A 19,172-nucleotide genomic window follows, 5' to 3' on the forward strand; every position below is an offset into this window, starting at 1 on the left:
TATGGAAACGATAATCAAAACACAAACAGTGACCATGTCTATCGATGGGCAACAGGTTACTGTACCGAAGGGAACAACAGTATTAGAAGCTGCAAAGACGCTTGGTATCGATATTCCTACATTGTGTCACTTAAAAGAACTGGCTCCGGATGGCTCTTGCCGCATGTGTGTGGTAGAGGTTGAAGGCGGAAGAAAAGGTGGACTGAATACGGCTTGTACAGCACATTGCCAAGAAGGTATGGTAGTTCATACAGGATCACCAAGAGTCAATGATTCCCGTCGTTTCATCTTAGATCTATTATTGAGCAATCATAAGTTAGAATGCTTTTCTTGCGGGAAAAACGGCGATTGTAAATTACAGGACTACTGTATGGAATACGGTATTGATGATACTACCTTTACAGAAGGAAAAAGAATGCCGTGTCACCAAGAGGACACCAGTAACCCTTTCTTTACCTATGATCCTGAAAAATGCATCATGTGCCGTAAGTGTTCGAGAGTGTGCCAATTACGTCAAGGTAGAGATGTGATCAGTATTGCTAAACGCGGATTTGATACAAAAATGACACCAAGCTATGAAGCTTCCTTTGATCAATCTTTATGTGAATCTTGTGGAAATTGCGTGTCAGTTTGTCCAACAGGTGCATTAGTGGCGAAAGAGCGCAAAACCCATAGAGCATGGGAAACGAAAAAAATTCCAACGACCTGCCCGCATTGTGGAACTGGGTGCCAAATGAATTTAGTAGTCAAAGGAAACAAGCTGGTTGGTGTTGAACCGATCAATGGTGCAGCAAATAAAAATCTTTTATGCGTAAAAGGGAAATTTGCTTGCTACAAATTTGTCGGCTCAGGGGATCGATTGACTGAACCTTTGATCAAGCGTAATGGTGTTTTTGAACCTGCGACTTGGGATGAAGCATTGACTTTAGTGGCAGATAAATTCAAACAAATCAAAGCGAATGACGGACCAGATGCTCTTGCAGGTTTTTCTTGCTCCCGCTCGATCAATGAAGATAATTATGTGTTTCAAAAAATGGTTCGAGCAGCGTTTGGTACGAATAATGTCGATAACTGCGCCCGAGTGTGTCACTCAGCCTCTGTTCACGGGTTAGCACATACCTTAGGTTCTGGTGCAATGACAAATCCAATTGCCGATATTACGACAGATGTCGATGTGATTTTACTCGTGGGCTCTAATCCAGAAGAAGCTCATCCTGTGATCGGCGCTCAAATTCGTCAAGCGATGCAGCGTGGTACCAAAGTGATCGTTGTTGATCCAAGAAAGATCGATCTAGTTAAAAACAGTGAATTACATTTGCAGATCCAAGCAGGGACCAATGTCGCTTTTGCAAACGGTATGATGCATGTGATCTTGAAAGAAGGCTTAGCAGATCGTAAATTTATCGAGGAAAAAACAGAAGGTTTTGAAGCATTAGAGCAACTAGTCGCAGAATACACACCGGAAAAAGTAGCCGAAATTTGTCATATCGAAGCAGATGATCTAATCAAAGCAGCCAGACTATATGCTACAGCTGAAAAAGCACCGATTATTTACTGTTTAGGTGTAACTGAGCATTCTACCGGAACCGAAGGCGTTATGAGTATGTCTAATATGGCAATGTTAGTCGGAAAAATCGGGAAGCCCGGCTGTGGTGTCAATCCTTTACGTGGTCAAAACAATGTACAAGGAGCTTGTGATATGGGCTGTATGCCATTTGATTTCCCTGGGTATCAAAAAGTCGCGAATCCGGAAGTCATCGAAAAATTTGAAAAAGCTTGGAATGTTAAGCTGAATCGAACTGTCGGAATGACCTCTACTCAAGTATTGCCGGAAGCTTCTGAAGGGAAAGTAAAGGGATTGTATATCTTTGGTGAAGATCCGATCGTGACAGATCCTGATACGAATCATGTTCGCCATGCGTTGGAAAGTCTAGAGTTTTTAGTTGTTCAGGAGTTATTTATGACAGAAACTGCAGCGTATGCGGATGTTGTATTACCGGGCATCAGTTATGCTGAAAAAGATGGGACGTTCACAAATACTGAGCGGAGAGTTCAAAGAGTTAGAAAAGCAGTTGAACCAAAAGGAAGCGCGCGTCAAGATTTTGAGATTTTCTGTGAGGTGATGACTCGCCTAGGCTATCCTTGTCATTATGATTCAGCTAAAGAAATCATGGAAGAAATTGCTGCAGTAACACCAACTTTTGGTGGTATCACTTATGAGCGTCTGGAAGAAACCGGAGGACTGCAATGGCCTTGTCGTACCTTAGATGATCCTGGAACGCCAATTATGCACGTAGGTAATTTTACGCGTGGTAAAGGTCTATTTATGGCTATCCCATACAAAAAAGCAAGAGAGTTGCCGGATGAACAGTATCCATATTTAATGTCGACTGGTAGAATGCTTTATCACTATAATACGAGAGCGATGACGGGTCGAACAGAAGGAATCAATCAAATTGCTGGTCGTTCATACATTGAGATCAATAGTGTCGATGCTGGTCGTCTTGGAATTCAAGAAGGGGATAAAGTCAAAGTGAGATCAAGACGTGGGACGATCGAAACTTATGCGGCAGTAGGAAATCGTGTGTTCCCGCAAGAAGTCTTTATGACCTTCCATTTTCCAGATGGAAATGTCAATGAACTGACAAATGCTGTGTTTGATGATATTGCGATCATCCCTGAATATAAGGTTTGTGCGGTAGATATCGTTCCAATCAAATAAGAGGAGGGGCGTCAATGATCGAAGTAGAAGCAGCACAGGAAAAAATTCGACAAGCTTTTCCTCGTCAAAATAATAGTGAATCTGTTTCGATTTTAGAAGCTACTGGTCGAGTGTGCGCAGAAGATATTTACGCTAGAGTAGCTGTACCTACATTTTCCAGAGCGGGGATGGACGGTTACGCAGTGATTGCCGCCGAAACAGTAGGAGCTAGTGAAGAGCAACCTGTTTGTTTGGCCGTTGTAGGAACCATTTATGCAGGGGATCAAGAAATCCAAACAACGGAAAAAAAAGGTGTTGCATATAAGATCATGACTGGAGCACCAATTCCAACAGGTTTTGATGCAGTGATCAGGCAAGAATGGACAGACTACGGCATAGAGAAGGTTGAGCTTTATCGTGAGGTAAACAAAGGATTGAATTATGGAGGAATCGGTGAGGATGTTTTTGAAGGTCAAAAGATTATTTCCAAGGGACAACTGATCAATAGTCGAACGATTGGGATTTTGGCAGCTCAGGGAATGGAAACGGTCTCTGTTTTTCAACCGTTAAAAGTAGGACTTATCGTAACTGGAACAGAACTTGTTTCAATTGGTGTTCCTCTGACATCTGGAAAAATCTATGACAGCAATCTTTACACGCTCGCTTCTTTTATCCAATCAGGCAATAGTCAGTTACTCTTCAAGGAACGTTGTCCAGATGATATAAAACAGCTCTCTGAAAGGATCAAAGAAAAAATTTCATCTGTTGATGTACTGATTACGACTGGCGGTGTCTCAGTGGGCGAAAAGGATTATTTGCCGGAAGTCATTGATAAAATCGGCGGTCAGCAGCTCTTTCATTGTGTGAATATGAAGCCAGGCACACCGGTCATGGCTAGTTGTTATGCTGATTGTTTGATTTTAAGTTTATCAGGGAATCTTTTTGCATCTGTGGTCAATTTACATTTATTTTATTGGTCATTTTTAGCTCATGCGATGGATTGTGCGGAATTGAACATCCAGACTCGAAAGGTGCGACTTGCTTCTGATTTAAAGTATTCAGGTATTCGCCGATTTATTCGAGCGTATGAAAAAGATGGAGTAGTTTCACTTATTTCAGACCAGCATTTTTCGTCTGTCTTTCACAATACACTGGAGACGAACTGCTTAATCGATCAGCCGGCAAAAACATCTTTAAAACAAGGGGAGAATGTGACTGTTTATTATTGGAAGCTTTGAAAAAAATTTTGGCAGAACAATTTAATGATAAAAAAAGAAAGTACTCCCAAGCATTATCGGGAATACTTTCTTTTTTAGTGCAGCTTTTCATTCATTAGAAGCTATTTTTTGATTCTGTAATTGCCGCTGGAATGTCTTATCTCTAGCTCATAAGAATTTTCTGCTGTGCTAGTTTTGCTGGTAACAAATACATTATTGATTAATTGCCCGTAATAAGGTTTTCCGTTTGTTACTTCTGCCAAATATTTACTATTTTCAATGATAACAATTTTGTAATTTTTGAAAAGATCATTTGCAAAAGTAACCGTCACTTTATTATTGTCCAAGTTTATTTCAGCAATCATTGATTCAAAAAACAATTGTTGTGCCGCGTTAAGTTTTTGAGTCAATGTTTCTTTTACTCTGCCCGTCGTTTGTCCGACTTGGGCACGTAAGCTGTCTAGTTTTTCTTGTGTGACACTTGGATCCAGCTGATTGTCTGCAGTGACCAATGCGTTTATTTCATTTTTTAATAGAAGCTCTGATTTCTTGATTTCTGTTACAGTGTAAGTTTTATGTGGAAGACGGAATTGTACGGCGAAACTGTCTTGATCCATCTTATTAGCCATACGTAAGCTGTTTCCAGATAAACTACTGTAATACGGATTTCCTTTAGCAACTTCTGCAATATATTTATTATTGCCTAAGATGACGATTTTATTATAAGCTTTAAATCTATTATCAAAGAAATCGACCTGAAGAACACCCTGTTCATTTAAAGTGATATCATCAATCAAATAGTCTAAATATCTTTCCTCTAAAGTTTCTAACAAGGATAACAGTTCCTCTTTGATTATAGTATCTGTAACAGTATTTATTTTCCCTCTCAGATCATCCAACTTAGCTTGATCAATCGTCTTAATTATTTCGCCGCCTAAATGAAGGTATTCAGTAAGCTGTTTTTTTAACTGATCAGTGACGATAGAACCTCTGTAAAGTTGGAATGTGCCATCTGCATTTCTTGTTTCGATACGGATAACATCGGTTGCTTCCAATTGAATATTTCTTGCCCAGGTATTTTGGTTTAAATAGCTGTAGGCAGGTTTTTTATTCGTCAGTTCTGCAATATACTGATCATTTTTGATTAATACCATTTTTTGCCCTTCAAAAATATCATTTTGATAAGTTGTAAGAGCAATATTTATTCTATAATCAGAAAGAGAAATCGCATTAAACAAACGCATAGGTAATTTTTTATTTGTCTTATTATCATTTAACCAAATCTGCTCTGGTAATTTATTCAATTGTTCATTTTTTTCTCTTGTGGCGTCATCGATGCTAAATCCCCATTGCTCAAAATAAGGTGTCATATCATAACCAGTGATTGTGGAAACAGTTGTCATAAAATTCTGTATGCGCTCAGCGTCAGTTGAATAAGACAGCTGATTTTCACGATAATATTGGTGTAAAATAGGATAAAACTGATCACCAAATGTGTTTGATAATTGTCCAAAAAAGACCATTTTTAACTCGTTGCTTTGTTTTTCAAAGTCTTTGTCTTTTGAATTTAGATAGGAATGCATTTGCGGATAATGTTTATCTAGAGCACCTATTTTTCCAGTGACTTCTTTTTCAGCAGCCATTGAATAGATATTTACAGTGGATTCTGTTACTGATCCCCATTTCCAAGGACTTTGTTGTCTCTGATGGCCACTTTCATGCCAAATCCCCCAACCATTATTGGTTTGCAGTAATCTACTTATTGCTGCATCGCCATTAAAGCCCAGATATTCATTCGTTGCATACATATACATTTTAGATACTTCAATAAAATGTTGAAAATGTCGATCAGTATAATTCAGAGGATTGCCAGTATCACTAATTCCCGAAACACGATCTTGTGCTAATAAAAATTTGTCAAAATACTCCATCAGCTGTTTAGGATCTTTAAGATATTTTTTTGCTCGGGCATAGCTAACAGTGATCATTGCTTTATTACTCACTAGCTGTACGTCAGCAGCATCTGTTTGTTCTTCCATTTGTTTTTGAAAGTCACTGACACTCGTCGCGTTTAAATCAAAATAAGGCATCGAGCCTGTTGCTCCTGAAATCGTTACTAATGCGCTGCCGCTATCATTTGGATTTGTGATGTAGATAGCCCCGTCATTTTCTACAGCAATGACATTTTCCCCACGGTTTAAACGAACACGTTTTTCTGTGTTACGTGCAGGTGTTCCTATCACTAATTCAAGAGAATCTTGATCGCTCACATTGACGTGTAACATATCGCCTTTTTTTCCATATAATCCCGAAGCTTCTAAGCTAGAATAGCGTAGTGTTCGTAGCTGTCGTTTTTGTTCATTTGCAGCGTTTCCTCGACCTAAAAACACTTTACGTACTTCTTTTCGCTCAGAAGTCTGCAACGTTTTTGATTGAGTTTCAGCTGTTGCTTCTTTTGTTTCGTTTGACTCTTCTGCATATGTTTCGCTGTTTCCTAAAATGGCCAGAGAAAATAGCAGACAAACAGGTATCCATTTTTTCATTTTCTTCCTTCTTTCGTTTTTATTAAAGGGAATATTGTTCCCCAAAAAGCATCATACAGCAAAAAAAGAAAAAATAAAAGTATATATTGATAAATAATTATTTCTTTTAGAATTTTATTTTTATTTTTATATTATTTTCATGTTAAAAAATTAAACTTAAAATTATTTTGAAAGGAATGATAGATGACTGAAAAAAAGAGAGCTGAAAAAAATTATTTATCGCAGATTGTTTTTTTTTAGCCATAGTGATACACTTGTGATAAAGAGAACAAATTGTTCTTTAAATAGGAATGAAAGCGTTTTAAAAGAGGTGCGGAAATGGTCAATAACTTGCAGTTCACTCATATCAATGAGCAAGGGCAAGCACAAATGGTGGATGTTGGAGGAAAGCCTTCAACTGAAAGAACTGCGCGTGCTTATGGTGAGATCCATATGAAAAAAGAGACAGCTGAAGCAATTAAAAATCAGAACGTAAAAAAAGGAGAAGTACTTCAAGTAGCTAGAATTGCAGGAATCATGGCAGCGAAAAAGACGTTTGAGCTGATTCCGCTTTGTCATGTGCTTGCATTAACGAAATGTGAAATTGATTTTCAATGGAAATCAAAAGAGATTTTAGCTGTTGAATGTTTAGCTAAAACTGTTGGTATTACAGGTGTTGAGATGGAAGCATTAACTGGGCTTAATGTTACTCTGTTGACGATCTATGATATGTGCAAAGCGTTAGATCGTGAAATGATGATGACTAATATCGGTTTACTGGAAAAATCAGGCGGAAAAAGTGGTGTTTTCAAAAGAGATAGAAGTTAAATGCTGAGAGTAGGAAGGGCGCGGAGAAAATGAAAGATTCGTTTAATCGCGAAATTGATTATGTACGTTTATCTGTAACAGACCGTTGTGATTTGCGCTGCACATATTGCATGCCGGAAACTGGAATGTGTTTTTTGAAAAAAGAAGAAGTATTGAATCAAGAAGAGATTCTATTTTTGTTAAAAACACTGGCTGAACATGGAATCACAAAAGTCAAGATCACAGGTGGCGAACCTTTAGCAAGGAAAGACACAGTTGCTTTGATTGCTGAGATCAAGCAAATAAAAGGCATCGAAAAAGTGACGATGACAACGAACGGAATTCAACTAAAACGTTATGCACAAGCATTGAAAGAAGCAGGATTAGATGGATTGAATATCAGTATCGATACACTTGACCCAGTGGAATATCGAACGATCACGAGGATAGGTGAACTGAAAAGAGTTCTTGATGGACTGAATGAAGCGATCAATGTCGAATTACCCAATATAAAAATCAACACCGTTGCCAGAGGTGAGTTGACCGACCAAGAAATCATAGAAATAGCTGGATTAGCACAAAATGAAGCCCTTCATGTTCGTTTTATTGAACTGATGCCGATCGGTTTAGGAAAAGGCTGTCCTGGGAGAACGCAGGAAGAGCTTTTTTCTGTGATACAGTCAGAATATGGGCGATTAAATTCTTTTGAGCAACGTTTAGGGAATGGACCGGCAAGTTATTTTTCATTACCAGATTTTCAAGGCAAGATCGGATTTATTAGTGCATTAGGACATTGTTTTTGCGCTACGTGTGACCGTATTCGCATTACTGCGGATGGTAACCTCAAGACATGCCTGCATATGGATGAAGGCTGTTCTTTAAAACCAGCATTGACTGCACAAAATAAAGAGTTACTATTGACTCAGATTTTTTCAGCTATTCGAAAAAAACCAGAAAAACATCATTTTTTAGAAACTCAGGGAGATTCCCGTTTCATGTCACAAATTGGAGGATAAGACGATTATGGCTACAGGAGAAATTATTGGTATCAATATTAGTGAACGAAGAGGAACACAGAAAAAGGAGATTCCAGAAGTTGATTTAGTGAAAGGCTTTGGTTTAGCGGATGATGCTCATGGTGGAAATTGGCATCGGCAAGTCAGCTTATTGTCTTTTGAAAAAATTACTGAATTTAATGAGCGCGGGGCTCGCGTCGGCAATGGCGCATTTGGTGAAAACATTATTGTTTCAGGAATCGACTTACGTAGATTACCAGTAGGTACAAAAATTCAAATCGGGGATGCGTCTTTGGTCGTGACTCAAATCGGAAAAGAATGCCACAAGCATTGTCAGATCTATGCTCGTGTTGGAGACTGCATCATGCCTAGAGAAGGGATATTTGCAGTTGTCGTAGATGAAGGTCATATCAAAAAAGGTGATACGCTTGAAGTTGTATAGAGTGGGCATCATCACGCTCAGTGACAAAGGGGCGCAAGGACTGCGACAAGATGAGTCCGGGGATTTAATAGAAAAAATGCTGAAAGATCAATTTGAAATCATTGATCGAATCCTTATTCCAGATGAAAAAGAAACGTTGAAGCAAACCTTGATCGATTGTTGTTCGACATGTGAGTTGATTTTGACGACTGGCGGAACGGGATTGGGCGTGAGAGATATCACACCCGAAACGACAATGAGTATTGCAGATAAAGAAATTCCCGGAATCAGTGAAGGGATGCGTATGCTTAGTATCAAAAAAACACCGTTTGGTATGTTAAGCCGCGGCGTAGCAGTTCAACGAGATAAGACATTGATCATCAATCTACCAGGGAGTCCGAAAGCAGTGGACGAGATTTTAACTTATATTCAGCCGATTCTATCACATGCGCTAGATATTTTAACGGACCGTAAAACAGAGCACTAAATGGAGGAAAACGATGAAAGTTGTAAAAACGATCGATTCGGAAGGGTTGATCCTCTATCAAGATATTACCAAAATTATCAAAGGTGAGTTCAAAGGTGTTGCATTTTCAAAAGGGCATCAAGTGAAAGCGGAGGATATACCAGTTTTACTTTCATTAGGCAAAGAGCATTTATTTCTACAATCAGAAGAATCAGACTTGATCCATGAAAATGAAGCAGCAGCCTTTTTGTATCAGCTTTTGGCAGGAGCCTTTATGGAAGCTACACCTGTTTCAGAAGGGAAAATCGAAGTGATTGCAACGGTTGATGGCCTTTTGAAAGTCGACCGTGAAACCTTATTTAGATTAAACGCGATTCCTGGGATAGCTGCTGCTACGCTCCCTACGAATCAGAAAATAAGTGCAGGGCAAAAATTGGCTGGTACAAGGATCATTCCATTAGAAATTGATTCTGCTACTTTAGTTGAAGCAAAACAAGTAGTTGGAGAAACATCGATTTTATCTTTGCTTCCGTTTGAAAAAGTAACGATCGGCATTGTAACGACAGGCAGTGAAGTCTATAAAGGCTTGATCAAGGATGCATTTTTACCCGTTATTCAGGAGAAATTATCCGAATATCGAACAGCAGAAATCAAATTCCAAGAGATTGTCACTGATGATCCAACGCAAATCACTCAAGCAATCAATAAAATGATTGAAGCAGGAGCAGATATTGTTTTTTGTACTGGCGGGATGAGTGTTGATCCTGACGACCGAACGCCTTTAGCGATCAGGCAAACAGGAGCTGAAATCATTGCCCATGGAACACCTGTCTTACCTGGATCTATGCTGCTACTAGCTTATTTAGATGGCAAGACGATCGTGGGATTGCCAGGTGGCGTACTGTTTTCTAAGCAAACGGTTTTTGACTTGTTATTACCTCGAATCATTGCACAAGATAAACTATCAAAAAATGAAATTATCGCTTTGGGTTACGGCGGGTATTTATAATAATTTATTTAGGAGGAAAAAATGAAACAACAAAAAAAGGTTTGTGTCATTAGTTGGATAGTTGCAGTATTCCTGATCGTATCTGCCTGCACAGCTAATGACCAAAAAAAAGAAAGCAAAACTAGCTCCGACAGTCAGACACAGGAGCACCATTTATTGATTGCTGCAGCGGCAAGTTTAGAGACAGTCATGGAAAAGCAAATCATTCCAGCATTCGTCAAAGAGCATCCAAATACAACAATTGAGGGAAACTACGACAGCTCAGGTAAATTGCAGACTCAAATCGAAAAAGGCTTAGAAGCGGATATTTTCTTTTCTGCCGCCACGAAACAGATGGAGGCATTGATCGAACAAAAGTTAGTGAATGAAAAAAGTGTGGTTCCATTGCTCCAAAATCAATTAGTGTTGATCGTTCCAGAGGCATCTGATGTGGATTGGAAATCATTTAACGATGTGAAAAAGGCTGAAACAATTGCAGTGGGCGATCCAGCTAGTGTTCCAGCCGGCCAATATGCTGAAAAGGGATTAAAAGCAACTGGAGATTGGGATTATGTTAAGGCACATGCGAGTTTTGGCACGAATGTCACAGAAGTATTGAATTGGGTCGCAGAAGGTAGTGCTCAAGCAGGGCTTGTTTATGCAACAGATGCGGCTTCGACAGACAAAGTCAAGGTTGTTGCAGTTATGCCGGAAAAAACACTGAATGAGCCGATTATTTATCCAGTGGGCATAGTATCAAATTCAAAGGAAAAAGAGACAGCTGAACGCTTTATGAAGTTTTTAGAAAGTGAAGAAGTGGCAAAATATTTTGAAGAGACAGGGTTTATTATTAATAAGTAGGTGAATGCTATGGATCTTAGCCCAATCTTTATTTCATTTAGAACAGCAATTGTTGCGATTATTGTTACGTTTTTTAGTGGGACTATTATTGCTTATATCGTTTTCCGTCTAAAAAATCGTCCTCTTAGGATCGTTCTCAATAGCTTATTCACCTTACCGCTGGTGTTACCGCCAACGGTTTTTGGTTTCTTTTTACTTGATATATTCGGGGTTCAGCAGCCGATCGGGAAATTTTTATTGGATTTTTTTGCAGTAAAAGTTGTCTTTTCTTGGGAAGCAACGGTGATTGCAGCTGTTGCCGTGTCGTTTCCATTGATGTATCGTTCAGCCATCGCAGCATTTGAACAGGTCGATAAAGATTTGTTCTTTGCAGCACAAACACTGGGCTTTTCAGAAGGAAAGGTATTCTTCAAAATTGCGTTGCCTTTAGCACTACATGGTCTTTTAGCTGGTGGCATTTTAGCTTTTGCCAGAGGGTTAGGTGAATTTGGTGCAACGACAATGCTTGCAGGAAATATTGCAGGAAAAACGCGAACCTTACCATTAGCTATCTATTCGGCGGTAGCTGCAGGAGACTGGTCATTGGCGCAGAAATATGTGTGGATCATTCTCATAATCTGTTTAGTGATTCTTTTTCTAGCTGAATTTTTCAATCGAAAATCATGGAGGAGCAACGTATGAAGCTGATGGTCGATATTCAAAAAAAATTACGTACACATACGTTAGCAGCCTCTTTTGAAATCGAAGCAACGACCTTAGGAATCTTAGGGGCTTCTGGTTGCGGAAAAAGTATGCTGCTGAAATGTATTGCTGGAATCGAAACGCCGGATTCAGGGCGGATTCAACTTGGGGAGCGAATGTTGTTTGATAAAGAGTTGAAGATAAACGTAGCACCGCAAAAGCGAAAAGTTGGTTTATTATTCCAGCAATACGCCTTATTTCCACATTTGACAGTATACAAAAATCTAAGTAGTGTAACGAAAAATAAGCGGTTGATTGCAGAATTACTGGAATTATTTCATTTAGAAACTATTCAAAATAGTTACCCCAACCAGATTTCTGGAGGACAAAAACAACGGGTGGCTTTGGCGCGGATGTTAGCAGCAGAACCAGATTTGTTGTTACTGGATGAGCCGTTTTCTGCATTGGACACATCTTTGAAAGAGGAACTCCAGCTAGAACTTCAAAATCGATTATCAGATTTTGCCAGAAATGTATTGATCGTTAGCCATAGTTTAGATGAGCTGTTTCGCTTATGTCCTAAACTGATGATCATGACCGAAGGAGCGTGTTTGCAAGGAGAAACAGACACCTTGTTTAGACAAGCGCAAACTGTTGCAGCCGCAAAGTTGACAGGCTGTAAAAATATTTTCCCGATAAAACGACTAGATGCGCATACCGTTTTAGTGACAGGCTGGTCTGTGCCATTGACTGTGGCACAAGAAGTATTGCCGCAACATTCTCATATTGGGATCAGAGCCCATGATTTCTTATTGAATATTTCTGGAATCAATCAATTAGACGTATCCTATGGATTTTCACAGCAAACACCTTTTGAACAAAGTAGTTGGTTTTCTCATAAAGATACGAAGCTTTGGTGGAAAGGCAGTAAGGAAGTGGCCGTTGATCAGGTAAAACAACTGACGGTGAAACCAGAAGCGATCATGTTGTTGACAGAGTGAAGAGCAAAAAACGAAGGTTTTATACTTCGTTTTTTTATTGGAGCAAAGTAATAATTAAATGCTGTAAGAAGAAAAGCTTGCCATTCACTCAAATTGATGTTATTATTACTTCTCTTAAAACGAAATGATTACGATTTGCAGAAAGGAGATAAGAATATGGCTAAAAAATCAAAGATTGCCAAAGCAAAACAGCAACAAGCATTGGTCGAAAAATATGCGGAACTGCGACAAGAATTAAAAACCAATAAAGATTACGCAGCATTGGCAAAATTACCCAAAGATTCAAACCCAAATCGCTTAAAAAATCGCGATTTGATCGATGGACGACCAAGAGCTTATATGCGCAAATTTGGCATGTCACGGATCAATTTTAGAACGCTAGCACATGCAGGGCAAATTCCCGGCGTACATAAAGCTAGCTGGTAATAGAACGCTTTTGGGGGAGAAACAATGGAAAAACAAGACATTTCAAGCGCACGCAGAAGATTAAAATGTACCAATCGAAAGACACGTAAACGTGCGTTGAAAATCATTCAGCAGTATAAGCGGGAGAAAAGAAATCGTATGATTATCTTAAACACTACTAATGTAACCAATAGTTAAGGAAGAAAATGACTTTTTCTTCTATAAAAAAGTAAAGCATTCCAAGGGGAAGCTTTACTTTTTTTTCGTCTAAGCATAAAATATTAGAGAATGTGTTTAGGGAAAAGAAAAGGGAGAACGTTGTGAAGAAAAAAATACAAATATTCAAGAAAAAATCGGTCCACTATCCACTGATCGTGATCGGGCTGCTCCTGCTGGTAGTTATCAGCAATCTATATCTGCAATGGTGTCAAAATGAATTATCTACGGATTTAATGCTAAAATTTGCCTTTTCTTGGCATACAGAAAAATTTATCTTAGGCTGCTTGGTTTTACTGGTATTCTTGCTATTCTTAATAAGTCTAGCTGGCTCTTTTCTACTAGGAAGTGTTCTTTATGCCATAACGATCGCTATTTTAGGGTTTGCAGATTATCAGAAGATGTTTTACCGGACAGAGCCTATTTATCCTGATGATCTAAAAATGATCACCGAATTCGGGCTGCTAAGAGAAATGATCGGAACCGTTCCTTTTATTGTGATCGTACTGATTGCAGCGATCGCCCTAGTCTTTTTTTGTCGAGCAATCTACAAAAGTCGCTTATTATCGAAAAAAATGCAAATCGTTCGTGTGACCGGCTTGATCGTCACGATTGGCTTATTGGTATATATCAGTGATTTCAATAATCCAAATAATCTCTTACGCAAGCAATATGACAAAACGGCTTTATGGATCCCGTATAGCCAAAAAATGAATTACTATAATACAGGCTTTATAGGCGGCTTTTTATTTAATTTAAAAGTCGAAGCGATGGATGAGCCAGACAATTACTCTAAAAAAACGATCACAGAAATCACCGAGAAATACAACAAACAAGTCACAGCAATAAAAGATGCTGAAGAAGAACAACCGAACATTATTTTTGTGATGAGCGAAAGCTTTTCTGATCCGCAACATCTAGCAGGAGTAACCGCAAATAAGAACCCACTAAAAGATTATTATGAAGTAGCGGATAAGACCTATAGCGGCCAAATGCTGTCTCAAAATTATGGTGGTGGAACAGCCAATATCGAATTTGAAGCATTGACCAGCTTCTCAATGGAGCTATTCAATCCGCAAATGACGACACCGTATACCATGTTAGTACCTAAAATGGATGAGGTTCCGTCGATTGTTTCCTTGTTGAAAAATCAGGACTATCGAGCAACAGCGATCCATCCATACAATACCTCAATGTATAAGCGTAAAGATGTCTATAACGTGTTAGGTTTTGATCAGTTTATTAGTGAAGATACGATGAAGTATAAAGAAAAACTGCAAAACAATCCCTACATTTCAGACCAATCCGCGTATAAAGAAGTTCTTGATCTTCTAAAAGACGATCAGCAACCGCAATTTGTCCATCTGGTAACGATGCAAACTCATATGCCTTACAGTGATAAATATACTAATATAGAGTATTCATCTCAAGGGCAAGGAAATAAAACAGCGATCGATAGCTACATGCAGGATATTGCCTATAGCAGTGCTGCATTGAAAGAATTTACTGAGGAATTGAAAAATGTCAAACGACGAACCTTAGTTGTTTTTTGGGGCGATCATTTGCCAAGTATCTATTCAGATGAAATCAAAGAAATGAACGATGAGGTAATGATGCATCAAACAGAATTCCTGATGTATGATACGCAAGGATCACTACGTGAACAAAAAACACAGGATGCGATCTCAAGTCTTTTTTACTTCGCACCAACGTTGTTCGATCAAAGTAATTTACAGATGACTGGTTTTTATCAATTGCTAAGCCAACTTGAAAAACAAGTACCAGCATTTGAAAAAAGCTTCTATTATACAAATGGGAACTGGAACAAGACGTTGAAACTGAATAAAGAACAAGAAGAGCTTTATGAAGATTATCGAATGATTCAGTATGACATCGTTTCGGGCGAGCAATATAGCTTAAAAAAAGATTTTTTTGATTAACCTTTAAAAGGAGTATAAAATGAGCTTTAAAAAGAAAGATAATCAAGTTTACTACAATCCAATTCGCCGAGCGATCTTGAATCATCAAATGATCCAGCCTGGTGATAAAGTGGCGATTGGGATGAGTGGTGGAAAAGACAGCACGAGTTTATTGTATTTTCTAGATATGATCAGCAAACAAAAGCGTTTAGGCTTTGAATTTGAAATCGTACCAATTACTTTGGCGATGGGCTTTGATGTGGATATTGCACCGATGCAGGCATTTGTTGAAGAGCTAGGTTATACACTAGATGTTGTTCCTACAAATATTGCTCAGGTCGTTTTTGATATTCGAGAAGAACGTTCTCCGTGTTCATTATGTGCAAAATTACGACGAGGTATCTTATATAATCGAGCAAAAGAATTAGGTTGTAATAAAGTCGCTTTAGGACACCATTTAGATGATGCGATCGAAACGTATTTCATGAACTTCTTTTTCCATGGGCAGCTGGCAAGTTTTGAACCGAGAAGTTATTTGTCTAAAACAGATATCACACTGATTCGTCCGCTACTTTATATAGAAGAAAAAGAGATCATTCGTTTTGTTAAGAGAGAAGAGTTACCAGTGATCTTCAATCCTTGCCCAGTAGATAAGAAGACTAAACGCGAGGAAATCAAGCAGGTCGTCACGAATTTATCACAGAGCTATCCTGATCTTCGCGAGAAGTTTATCATGGGGATGGAGCAAGGAGTGACGGAAAACTTTTGGACGAAAACGATGTCAGTTTCTGAAGAGAAGTTATTCAAATAGTTTCTGTTGCTGTATGTTTCTATAATTAGTGAAAATATACCTGTTCTGAAAATTTTTCTGAAAATCAATACGATTTCATTTGAAAAACACTAAAAGAACAGGTATAATTAATTTCAGCAATAATTATTGGCGATCGTACCTCAAAGATCACCATCATATTATTTCATGAGGGAGTAACTGGCGGCATTAGCTGCGACAACATCACCAACTCCGAAAGAAATTTCTGGTGTTGTCTTAATCAGTGAGACTTATGTATGTTCTATTTAGGTAGCATACAGAGGTCTATTTTTTTTCGTTTTTGCTACGAACTAGCTTCTCTTTTAGAGGGTCTAATACGTGTTCGTTTCGCTATTATGAAGTAAAATAGATGTAAGTAGCTGCAAATTACAGAGGAGGAAGAACATGTCAGAAGAAAAAAAGGTTCAATTAGCTGAAGCATTTTATACTCAGCCGGAAGCAACAGTTCTGGAAAAAATGGGTACGACTGCTGAAGGTCTAACGGACCAAGAGGCTAAAAAAAGGTTAGAGAGTTACGGAGCAAATGCTCTGGATGAAGGGAAAAAGAAATCGATCGTCGTAAAATTCTTTGAACAATTTAAAGATTTTATGATCATCGTATTACTATTTGCTGCAGTGATTTCAGCGGTATTCTCACATGATGTCGTGGATTCGATCATCATCTTACTCGTTGTTGTATTGAATGCGATCTTCGGTGTGATCCAAGAAGCCAAAGCAGAGCAAGCGATCGAAGCACTAAAAGAAATGTCTTCACCAAATGCGAACATTCGTCGTGATGGACATGTGATCACAGTCAAAAGTGATGAATTAGTACCAGGAGATATCGTCTTATTAGAAGCTGGCGACGTAGTGCCGGCAGATTTACGTTTATTAGAAGCAGCTAGCTTGAAAATTGAAGAAGCAGCTTTGACAGGTGAATCAGTTCCAGTTGAAAAAGAAGCAACTGTTTTAGAAGGTACGCCAGAAGATATCGGTATCGGCGATCGTATCAATATGGCTTATTCGAACAGCAACGTAACGTATGGCCGTGGGATGGGTGTAGTTGTCGGTACTGGTATGAATACAGAGGTCGGTAAAATCGCCGGCATGCTAGCTAACGAACAAGAAACAGAAACACCATTGAAACAAAACTTGAATCAATTAGGTAAAATGTTGACGATCGCGATCTTAGTGATCGCTGCAATTATGTTTGTTGTTGGAATGATGAACGGTCGAACATGGATCGATATGTTATTAACGTCGATTTCACTTGCTGTTGCTGCGATTCCAGAAGGATTACCAGCAATCGTTACGATCATCTTAGCGTTAGGAACACAAAAAATGGCGAAGAAAAATGCAATCGTGCGTAAACTTCCAGCCGTTGAAACATTAGGTAGTACAGATATCATTTGTTCAGATAAAACAGGAACGTTGACATTAAACCAAATGACTGTTGAAGCGTTATATACAGATAACAAAGTCGCTGCTGCAACAGAAGATGTAGCGCTGGACAATATGGCTTTAAAAATCATGAACTATACAAATGACACAAAATTTGCTCAAGATGGTACATTGATCGGAGATCCAACAGAAACAGCGTTAGTTCAATTCGGTTTAGATCACGGCTTTAATGTCACAGAAAAAGTAGCAGCAGAACCTCGTGTGGCTGAGATTCCATTTGACTCTGACCGTAAACTGATGACAACTGTTCACCAATTGGCTGATGGAAAATTCTTAGTTGCAGTCAAAGGTGCGCCGGATGAATTACTAAAACGCTGTGATCAAGTTTTATTAAATGGTCAAACAACAGCTTTAAATGATCAAGAACGCAAAGAAATTTTAACAAACAATACAAAAATGGCTAAACAAGCCTTACGTGTTTTAGGTATGGCATATAAATTTGTAGATGCAGTTCCAGCTGAAATGGACTCAGAGGTTGTTGAACAAGGGTTAGTATTTGCTGGTCTAGTTGGTATGATCGACCCTGAACGTAAAGAAGCAGCAGAAGCAGTTAAAGTGGCCAAAGAAGCCGGCATTCGTCCAATCATGATCACAGGAGACCACAGAGATACAGCTGAAGCAATCGCTGCTCGTCTTGGTATCATCAAAGAAGGCGACGATGATGCAGTCATCACAGGTGCTGAATTAAATGAGTTATCTGATGAAGCTTTTGCAAAAGTTGTCGAACATTATTCAGTGTATGCGCGTGTATCACCTGAACATAAAGTTCGTATCGTTAAAGCATGGCAGCAAGAAGGTAAAGTGGTAGCCATGACAGGTGATGGAGTGAATGATGCACCAGCTTTGAAAGCGGCTGACATCGGTATTGGTATGGGGATCACTGGTACAGAAGTATCGAAAGGCGCTTCAGATATGGTGTTGGCGGATGACAACTTCTCTACGATCATTGTAGCAGTTGAAGAAGGACGTAAAGTCTTCTCTAATATCCAAAAAACGATCCAGTATCTACTTTCAGCGAACTTAGGGGAAGTCTTGACACTCTTTATTGCAACGATGCTTGCTTGGGATACCTTGTTACCAGTCCATTTATTGTGGATCAACTTAGTAACAGATACCTTCCCAGCGATCGCTTTAGGAGTCGAGCCTGCAGAACGTGATGTGATGAGTCATGCGCCTCGTGGGAAGAAATCAAACTTCTTCTCTGGCGGTGTAATGAGCAGTGTGATCTATCAAGGGATCGCACAAGGTGCCTTGACATTGATCGTTTACAAGATGGCCATCGAGTTCCCAGCACATACAGCGGCAAATATGCCAAATCTAACTGCTCAAGCATTGTATGACTTACAGCATGGTGATGCGTTAACAATGGCTTTTGCAACATTAGGATTGATCCAATTGTTCCACGCGTTTAACGTAAAATCAATTTACCAATCGATCTTCAAAGTTGGTTTGTTCAGAAACAAATCATTCAACTGGGCGATCTTAGTATCATTCTTATTACTAGCGGCTACGATCGTGATTCCAGGATTCAATGATTTGTTCAGCGTAACATCATTAGATGCATACCAATGGGCAATCGTTGCTGGAACGTCATTTGCGATTATCCCAATTGTTGAGATTGTAAAATTTGTTCAACGAAGAATGGGTAAAGGGGTATAAAAATAAAAAAAGATAGCCGAACA

At 38.9% G+C, this 19,172-nt stretch carries 16 protein-coding genes; 15 read left to right on the forward strand and 1 reads right to left on the reverse strand.

What is annotated here, in order from left to right:
- Window position 1: 1 nt before the first annotated feature.
- The gene (gene fdhF, locus CC204_RS00575; RefSeq protein WP_088268327.1) at window positions 2–2,722 is read left to right on the forward strand and encodes a formate dehydrogenase subunit alpha; all 2,721 of its coding nucleotides are present in this window, start codon (window positions 2–4) and stop codon (window positions 2,720–2,722) included.
- 14 nt (window positions 2,723–2,736) lie between these two features.
- Window positions 2,737–3,939 carry a molybdopterin molybdotransferase MoeA gene (locus CC204_RS00580; RefSeq protein ID WP_088268328.1) on the forward strand — a complete coding sequence of 401 codons (1,203 nt, stop codon included), beginning with the start codon at window positions 2,737–2,739 and terminating at the stop codon, window positions 3,937–3,939.
- A 101-nt stretch (window positions 3,940–4,040) separates the two neighbouring features.
- On the opposite strand, the gene CC204_RS00585 is transcribed toward CC204_RS00580, so the two are convergent.
- Window positions 4,041–6,461: a M60 family metallopeptidase gene (locus CC204_RS00585; protein WP_088268329.1), complete on the reverse strand. Its 2,421-nt coding sequence runs from the start codon at window positions 6,459–6,461 to the stop codon at window positions 4,041–4,043.
- Between the two features lie 318 nt (window positions 6,462–6,779).
- Between CC204_RS00585 and moaC the strand changes: the two genes are divergently transcribed.
- The 13 genes from moaC to CC204_RS00645 all read left to right on the forward strand — a co-directional run bounded on the left by moaC (window position 6,780) and on the right by CC204_RS00645 (window position 19,149).
- Complete coding sequence (gene moaC / locus CC204_RS00590; protein WP_088268330.1) at window positions 6,780–7,268, forward strand: cyclic pyranopterin monophosphate synthase MoaC; 489 nt, start codon at window positions 6,780–6,782, stop codon at window positions 7,266–7,268.
- Between the two features lie 29 nt (window positions 7,269–7,297).
- On the forward strand, window positions 7,298–8,263 hold the full coding sequence (gene moaA, locus CC204_RS00595) for a GTP 3',8-cyclase MoaA (protein WP_088268331.1): 966 nt from the start codon (window positions 7,298–7,300) through the stop codon (window positions 8,261–8,263).
- 7 nt (window positions 8,264–8,270) lie between these two features.
- Window positions 8,271–8,705 carry an MOSC domain-containing protein gene (locus CC204_RS00600; RefSeq protein ID WP_087639637.1) on the forward strand — a complete coding sequence of 145 codons (435 nt, stop codon included), beginning with the start codon at window positions 8,271–8,273 and terminating at the stop codon, window positions 8,703–8,705.
- Between the two features lies 1 nt (window position 8,706).
- The gene (locus CC204_RS00605; RefSeq protein WP_236923175.1) at window positions 8,707–9,171 is read left to right on the forward strand and encodes a MogA/MoaB family molybdenum cofactor biosynthesis protein; all 465 of its coding nucleotides are present in this window, start codon (window positions 8,707–8,709) and stop codon (window positions 9,169–9,171) included.
- 13 nt (window positions 9,172–9,184) lie between these two features.
- A complete protein-coding gene (locus CC204_RS00610; protein ID WP_088268333.1) occupies window positions 9,185–10,159 on the forward strand; it encodes a molybdopterin-binding protein in 975 nt (324 codons plus the stop codon).
- 21 nt (window positions 10,160–10,180) lie between these two features.
- Window positions 10,181–10,999 (forward strand): molybdate ABC transporter substrate-binding protein, encoded by an 819-nt coding sequence (gene modA / locus CC204_RS00615; RefSeq protein ID WP_088268334.1) that lies wholly within the window; start codon window positions 10,181–10,183, stop codon window positions 10,997–10,999.
- A 9-nt stretch (window positions 11,000–11,008) separates the two neighbouring features.
- Window positions 11,009–11,680 carry a molybdate ABC transporter permease subunit gene (gene modB / locus CC204_RS00620; protein ID WP_088268335.1) on the forward strand — a complete coding sequence of 224 codons (672 nt, stop codon included), beginning with the start codon at window positions 11,009–11,011 and terminating at the stop codon, window positions 11,678–11,680.
- A complete protein-coding gene (locus CC204_RS00625; protein ID WP_088268336.1) occupies window positions 11,677–12,681 on the forward strand; it encodes a sulfate/molybdate ABC transporter ATP-binding protein in 1,005 nt (334 codons plus the stop codon). Before modB ends, CC204_RS00625 begins: the two co-directional genes overlap by 4 nt.
- Window positions 12,682–12,837: 156 nt before the next feature.
- Window positions 12,838–13,107 carry a 30S ribosomal protein S14 gene (gene rpsN / locus CC204_RS00630; protein ID WP_088268337.1) on the forward strand — a complete coding sequence of 90 codons (270 nt, stop codon included), beginning with the start codon at window positions 12,838–12,840 and terminating at the stop codon, window positions 13,105–13,107.
- Between the two features lie 24 nt (window positions 13,108–13,131).
- On the forward strand, window positions 13,132–13,284 hold the full coding sequence (locus CC204_RS21090) for a putative metal homeostasis protein (protein ID WP_157894216.1): 153 nt from the start codon (window positions 13,132–13,134) through the stop codon (window positions 13,282–13,284).
- Between the two features lie 122 nt (window positions 13,285–13,406).
- Window positions 13,407–15,242, forward strand: coding sequence for an LTA synthase family protein (locus CC204_RS00635; protein ID WP_088268338.1), 1,836 nt, complete (start codon window positions 13,407–13,409; stop codon window positions 15,240–15,242).
- Between the two features lie 19 nt (window positions 15,243–15,261).
- Window positions 15,262–16,032 (forward strand): tRNA 2-thiocytidine biosynthesis TtcA family protein, encoded by a 771-nt coding sequence (locus tag CC204_RS00640; protein WP_088268339.1) that lies wholly within the window; start codon window positions 15,262–15,264, stop codon window positions 16,030–16,032.
- Window positions 16,033–16,434: 402 nt separating this feature from the next.
- On the forward strand, window positions 16,435–19,149 hold the full coding sequence (locus tag CC204_RS00645) for a cation-translocating P-type ATPase (RefSeq protein WP_088268340.1): 2,715 nt from the start codon (window positions 16,435–16,437) through the stop codon (window positions 19,147–19,149).
- Window positions 19,150–19,172: the final 23 nt, after the last annotated feature.

Origin of the sequence: Enterococcus wangshanyuanii, from assembly GCF_002197645.1 — a bacterium.
GTDB classification, from domain to species: domain Bacteria; phylum Bacillota; class Bacilli; order Lactobacillales; family Enterococcaceae; genus Enterococcus_L; species Enterococcus_L wangshanyuanii.

Coding starts and splice junctions, on each gene's coding strand:
- rpsN (WP_088268337.1), top strand. CDS start 12,838: ATGGCTAAAAAATCAAAGATTGCCAAAGCAAAACAGCAACAAGCATTG.
- fdhF (WP_088268327.1), top strand. CDS start 2: ATGGAAACGATAATCAAAACACAAACAGTGACCATGTCTATCGATGGG.
- CC204_RS00580 (WP_088268328.1), top strand. CDS start 2,737: ATGATCGAAGTAGAAGCAGCACAGGAAAAAATTCGACAAGCTTTTCCT.
- CC204_RS00600 (WP_087639637.1), top strand. CDS start 8,271: ATGGCTACAGGAGAAATTATTGGTATCAATATTAGTGAACGAAGAGGA.
- CC204_RS00585 (WP_088268329.1), bottom strand. CDS start 6,461: ATGAAAAAATGGATACCTGTTTGTCTGCTATTTTCTCTGGCCATTTTA.
- moaC (WP_088268330.1), top strand. CDS start 6,780: ATGGTCAATAACTTGCAGTTCACTCATATCAATGAGCAAGGGCAAGCA.
- CC204_RS00625 (WP_088268336.1), top strand. CDS start 11,677: ATGAAGCTGATGGTCGATATTCAAAAAAAATTACGTACACATACGTTA.
- moaA (WP_088268331.1), top strand. CDS start 7,298: ATGAAAGATTCGTTTAATCGCGAAATTGATTATGTACGTTTATCTGTA.
- CC204_RS00610 (WP_088268333.1), top strand. CDS start 9,185: ATGAAAGTTGTAAAAACGATCGATTCGGAAGGGTTGATCCTCTATCAA.
- CC204_RS00640 (WP_088268339.1), top strand. CDS start 15,262: ATGAGCTTTAAAAAGAAAGATAATCAAGTTTACTACAATCCAATTCGC.
- CC204_RS21090 (WP_157894216.1), top strand. CDS start 13,132: ATGGAAAAACAAGACATTTCAAGCGCACGCAGAAGATTAAAATGTACC.
- modA (WP_088268334.1), top strand. CDS start 10,181: ATGAAACAACAAAAAAAGGTTTGTGTCATTAGTTGGATAGTTGCAGTA.
- CC204_RS00645 (WP_088268340.1), top strand. CDS start 16,435: ATGTCAGAAGAAAAAAAGGTTCAATTAGCTGAAGCATTTTATACTCAG.
- modB (WP_088268335.1), top strand. CDS start 11,009: ATGGATCTTAGCCCAATCTTTATTTCATTTAGAACAGCAATTGTTGCG.